This window comes from Halorubrum sp. CBA1125 (assembly GCF_009742825.1).
In the GTDB taxonomy this organism is placed as follows: Archaea; Halobacteriota; Halobacteria; order Halobacteriales; family Haloferacaceae; genus Halorubrum.
Map to the genome: position 1 here is coordinate 1 of NZ_WPCE01000219.1, position 4,380 is coordinate 4,380.

The 4,380-nt window shown below is 73.1% G+C and carries 3 protein-coding genes and 2 pseudogenes; 4 read left to right on the forward strand and 1 reads right to left on the reverse strand.

All coding sequences use genetic code 11. From position 1 onward, the window contains the following. From GJ633_RS14425 to GJ633_RS14440, 4 genes and pseudogenes are all read left to right on the forward strand, one after another. Positions 1 to 1,282: pseudogene (locus GJ633_RS14425) on the forward strand (MFS transporter); the annotation flags it as partial. A gap of 137 nt (positions 1,283 to 1,419) precedes the next feature. Then, positions 1,420 to 2,238 (forward strand): pirin family protein, encoded by an 819-nt coding sequence (locus GJ633_RS14430; RefSeq protein WP_156589371.1) that lies wholly within the window; start codon positions 1,420 to 1,422, stop codon positions 2,236 to 2,238. A gap of 219 nt (positions 2,239 to 2,457) precedes the next feature. Then, complete coding sequence (locus GJ633_RS14435) at positions 2,458 to 3,006, forward strand: nucleoside deaminase (protein ID WP_394351167.1); 549 nt, start codon at positions 2,458 to 2,460, stop codon at positions 3,004 to 3,006. Beyond that, positions 3,003 to 4,118 (forward strand): carbohydrate kinase family protein, encoded by a 1,116-nt coding sequence (locus GJ633_RS14440; RefSeq protein ID WP_321169103.1) that lies wholly within the window; start codon positions 3,003 to 3,005, stop codon positions 4,116 to 4,118. Before GJ633_RS14435 ends, GJ633_RS14440 begins: the two co-directional genes overlap by 4 nt. A gap of 55 nt (positions 4,119 to 4,173) precedes the next feature. Here the strand turns inward: GJ633_RS14440 and GJ633_RS17940 are convergent. Then, positions 4,174 to 4,380 (reverse strand): annotated as a pseudogene (locus GJ633_RS17940) (hypothetical protein); the annotation flags it as partial.

Below are 4,380 nucleotides of genomic sequence, written 5' to 3' on the forward strand. Positions count from 1 at the left end.
CTCGGGGCCGACGTCGACTACGCCGAGCGCGCGGCCGACGTCCTGGGATTCTCCCGCTGGTGGCAGATCGCCGCCGCGGCGGGCATGATGGCCGCCGTGAGCCCGTACCAGTACGTCTGGTCGTCGATCGAACAGCCGCTGGCGCAGCGTCTCGACTCGCGCTGCCGGCGCTCGGGGCGGTGTTCTCGTTTTACGTCGTGTTTCAGTCGCTCTCGCAGTTCCCGGCCGGGAAGTGGCGCGACGCCCGCGGCCCGGGGGCGCTGACGTTTCTCGCGGCCCTGCTGGCCGGCGGCGGGTACGTCGGGCTCGCGTACGCGACCAGCCTCTGGCAGCTGTACCTCCTCTACTCGCTCGGGGCGATCGGCGTGGGGATCGTCTACACGGTCGCGGTCAACACCGCGGTCAAGTGGTTCCCGACCGGACGGGGCTCACGACGGGCATCGGGACGATGGCGTTCGCCGGCGGGAGCGCGCTCGTGGTCCCGTACGTTCGCGCGAACGCCACGGTGGCGGCCTACAGCGACGTGCTCCGGAACGTCGGCCTCGGGATCCTCGTCGTGACGCTCGTCGGGGCGTACCTCCTGCGAGACCCGCCGGACGACTGGCTCGGGCTCTCGGACCGCGACGCCGAGGACGCCGGGCTCGCGGCGTCGATCCGCGGACGCGACTACACTCCCCGCGAGATGCTTTCGACGTGGCAGTTCTGGCTGCTGTACGCGATGTTCGTCGCGACCGCCAGCGCCGACCTCGTCGTGATCGCGAACGTGGTCCGGTTCGCCGAGAACTTCGGGCTGGCGGCGATCGTCGCGACCGCGTCGGCCACGCTCCTCCCGGTCGCCGCCGGCGTCTCGCGGATGGTTCTCGGCGAGGCGTTCGACCGGTTCGACCGCAAGCGGGTGATGGCGGGATCGTTCGTGATCGCCGGCCTGTTCCGGATCGGGCTGATCGGCGCCGGCGCGGCCGGTATCGGCCCGGTGTTCGTCGCCCTCGTGCTGGGCGCGATGTTCTTCTCCTCCCCGCTGTACGTCTACTTCCCGTCGATCCTCGCGGACTACTACGGGTCGATAAACTCATCCGGCAACTACGCCGTACTGTACACCGCGAAGGTCGGCGGGGGCGTCTTCGCCGGCAGCGTGACCGGCTACCTCGTCGCGACGTTCGGGTGGATCCCGACGTTCGCGCTGGGCGGCGGCCTCGCGATCGCCGCGGGGCTGGCGACGCTCCTGCTCCGTCCGCCGAGCGGATCCGGGCTGGAGACCGCGACGGGACCGACCGCCGACTGAGGTCGGTCGCGGGTGACCCCGTTCGTTTCCCGACGGTCCGTGTCGGTTTCCGCGCCCGCCCGCTGGCGACGCGTTCACGGCCGTCGGGAGGCGCTGTCACCGCGCGGCTTTTGCCCGCCCCGACCGTAGTGGGACCGATGGAATCCTCGGCCGACACCGAACGCGACCTGTTCCCGGCACCCCGATCGGACGCGTATCGCGACCAGGGGTCGTTCCGCACCCGGTTCAACTTCCCGGGACGGAACCGGCCTGCCCACGACGACCACGGGTACGGGCCGCTCTCGACCGTCGTGGAGTCGTTCATGGACCCGGGGACGCTGATCCCGATGCACCAGCACCGGAACGAGGAGATCGTCTCTTGGGTGCCAGCGGGCGTGATGCGCCACGACGACCGCGAGGACAACGCGCTCGTCACCGACGCCGACCACCTGCTCGTGATGAACGCCGGCCGGGGGTTCTGGCACGCCGAGGAGACGCTCGCGGACGACCCGCCGCTCCGGATGCTGCAGATATTCGTCCGGCCGCACTCCCTCGACCTCGACCCGGGGATCCAACACGGGCCGCTGCCGGATCCGACGCCGAACGAGTGGCGGCGCGTGTTCGCGCCGGCCGGCTCGGACCACCCGTTCACCGTGCGCAACGCGGTCGACTGCTTCGACGTCCGTCTCGATGCCGGCGCGTCGGTGACGCTACCCGCGATCGACGGACGACACGCATACGTGTACGTCTTCGACGGGGCCGTCGAGATCGGCGGGGTGACGCTCGACGCGACGGAGAGCCTGCTGTGGACGCCCGACGGGTCGTCGCCGACCCCCGCTGGACCGTCGACGGCGGCCTCGGAGTCGGAGTCAGCCGTGGAGCCGCCGACGGTGACCGCCGAGCGGGACGCGACCCTCGTCGCGTTCCTCGTCGACCCCGACGCGCCGATCACCCGGCAGGGGACGATCGGTCGGTGAGCGGCGCGGTCGGCGCGGCCCACCCAGCGGTACATCAGGCGCGACCCACCCAGCGACACACCCGGCGCGGCACAGTGGCACACCCGACGCGACCCCGTTCGGACCGCAACGCCGGCAGGAACCGTTAGGTACTCGGAGGCGCAGGCTCCTCGTATGCCGAACGACGCACTCGGAGGCGGGAGTCGAGGGCCGCCGACCGTCGCTGCCGACGGTCGGTTGCTGACCGACGGCGGGACGGGGAATCCCGACGGGAATGACGGCACCGACAGCACCGACGACACTGACGACTCCGACCGGTCGGCCGGCGACGACGCCGACGACCGCGCACACGTCGAGCGGGCGATCGAGCTGTCGGCGGCGGCCGTGGCCGAGGGGAACACGCCGTTCGGCGCGCTCCTCGTCGTCGACGGCGCGGTGCGGGTGGAGGCGAAAAACGAGACCGTCACCAGCGACGACGTGACGGCTCACCCCGAGCTGACGCTCGCGCGCCGGGCGGCCCGAGAGCTCGACCCCGACGAGCGCGCGGCCTGCACCATGTACGCCAGCACCGAGCCGTGTCCGATGTGCGCGACCGCGAACCACTACGCGGGGATCGGTCGCGTCGTCTTCGGCGTCGCCGGCGAGACCCTCGACGAGCTCGCGGGCGACGTGGTGACGATCCCCTGTGCGGAGGTGATCCGCCGCGCCGACGGGACGACGGTAGTGGAGGGCCCCGTCGCCGAGGACGCGGCGATGGCCGTCCACGAGTCGTTTTACGGGTCGCCGTGAGCCGCGACGAAGCGGCGCGGCCGGCGGCCGACGAGGGACGGTCCCCGCGGATCGTCTCGATCGGGGCCGCGGCCGTCGACGAGTGGTACGCCGTCAGCAACCTCCCGGAGCCGGACGGCGGGGCGTTCGCGCGCGAGGTCACCACCGCGTTCGGGGGCGTGGGGGCGAACGTCGCCGTCGCGCTCGACCGCCTCGGCCGCGACGTCGCGCTCGTGAGTCGCGTCGGCGACGACGCGTACGGCCGTCGTGCGCTCGACAACCTCGCCGACACCGGCGTCGACGCCACCCACGTCGCCACCGGATCGGACGCGTCGACGCGGTCGGTGATCCTCCGGGCGCCGGACGGCGAACGGGCCATCGTCACCGCGGGTGAGAGCTTCCGTCGACTTCGGCTGGACGCGGCCGCGCGCGCCGCGGTCGCGGACGCGGACGCCGTCTTCCTCACGGCGTACGCGCCGGACGCCGTCTCCCGAGCCGTCCTCGACACGATCGACTCCGGGCCGGCCGCGACGCGGCTCGCGTTCGACCTCTCCGGAGCCGTCGAGGAACTCGTCGGACGCGGGACCGAGCCGGCGACGATCCACCGGCTGATCCACCGGGCCGACCTCCTCGTTGCCGGCGCCGTCGCGGCGCCCGCGTACTTCGGGAGCCCCGAGGCGGCAGTCGAGCGGATCGCGGCAATGCAGGCCGCCGCGGAAGACGGTACACGCGAGCGCCCTCACGGCGGAGGATCGACTGACGACGGGGGATCGGCGGCCGACGCGGGATCGGTGGCCGACGCGGGCTGGCCGCGTGCCGTCCTCACGCGCGGCGCGGACGGGATGACCGCGGTCGTCGACGGCGAGCCCCGCCGGTTCGACGCGTTCGACGTCGACGTCGAAGACACGACCGGCGCGAGCGACGCGTTCATCGCCGGACTGATCGACCGCTGGATCGCCACTGACGCGGGCGTCGTGGAGGGGATCCGATTCGCGGCAGCGGTCGCGGCGATCAACTGCACGGCGCGGTTCACCCAACCCGGTCTGCCGACCCGAGACGCGGTCGCGGCCTTCCTCGCGGAGCGGCCGGACGAGGGGCCCGGTTCCGCGTCCGGACCGGCGGGGCGACGGTGAGTCCCGGACAGGCGAGGCCAGGCCGGGACGAGACGGGACAGGGCCGGCGCGCCCGTCAGCGGACCGCGTCGGCGCGCTCGACCAGCGCCGCGACCCGGTCGGCGTCGACCGGCGCGGTCGTCTCGCCGCCGCGTTTTGGTCGCCGTCCCGACGATGGCGCCGTCGGCGAGCGACAGGGTCTCCTCGACCGTGTCTGGGGGTGACGCCGCTCCCACGAGCACCGGGCGTGTCGAGCCCCGTGCGCCTCGCGCTCCCTCGACGA